1 pseudogene is annotated in these 816 nt (G+C 50.5%); it reads right to left on the bottom strand.

The features are described 5' to 3' along the window. A pseudogene (locus B2Z67_RS05870) lies at positions 1–295 on the bottom strand (hypothetical protein); the annotation flags it as partial. Positions 296–816: the final 521 nt, after the last annotated feature.

Below are 816 nucleotides of genomic sequence, written 5' to 3'. Positions count from 1 at the left end.
AGGACAGCATGCGGATAATCATTAAAAAGAATGCCTCGTAGCCGCACACCGACAGATTGAGGCCGATGAGTAGCCGCCGCCAACCTTCCGGTGCTTTATAACAAAACTCCAACACATCCTCCCAGGTGAATGCGTAGGGCGCGTCATAATCGGTCTGCCCCACAAGGTTTCCGTCCATGTCGAACTCATACCAGATTCCCTTTCGGAAATTCCATTGCAGGCCTTTGAGGTGTATATTCCCGTTTCTCCAATAGAATTGCTTGAAGAGAGTGAAGTAGGAACCGGGAGACCACATGTACTGAACAGTGGCGCACCACCGTAAATACTCATATCCAACTCCGTCCCGTCGGCCAATGTTTTCACCACCCGCTTGAATCTTTCATCGTAATATCGGTCGTAAAACTCCCGGTCGAACCGCTCGAAATCTTTTGTAAGCCGCGTGTCCAACAGTACCGGGATGGTGTCGAAATAGCCGTCGGGGTAGCCGTTGTTGGAGTTGCCGGAGCGGCCGTTGTCGTGCTCGCTCCGGGATTCACTCGCGGCTGTTTCGACACTCTTTTTCTGTCCCCGCCCGCCACAGGCGGTGAGGGCGAGGATGGCCGCGAGCGCGGCGAGGGTTTTAGTCGTTGTCATATTTTCAATTCGTTGCAAAAGCAACGGTGTAGTTGTCAGTGCATGATTTCAATCTTATTTTGTCCATCTCGTATTCCAAAGTAAAATAACTGATACCAAAAGCTGTCAGGTGAATCAAGGCTAAACCCCAATCTGTGTTCATTGGTATCTTCCAGTATCGCGAGTTTACCATCCCCGTACATT

Source organism: Bacteroides sp. UBA939 (assembly GCF_002293435.1).
Lineage (GTDB): Bacteria > Bacteroidota > Bacteroidia > Bacteroidales > Bacteroidaceae > Bacteroides.
Note: the sequence above shows the minus strand (reverse complement) of the source record. Positions and strands in the feature narration are given on the sequence as shown.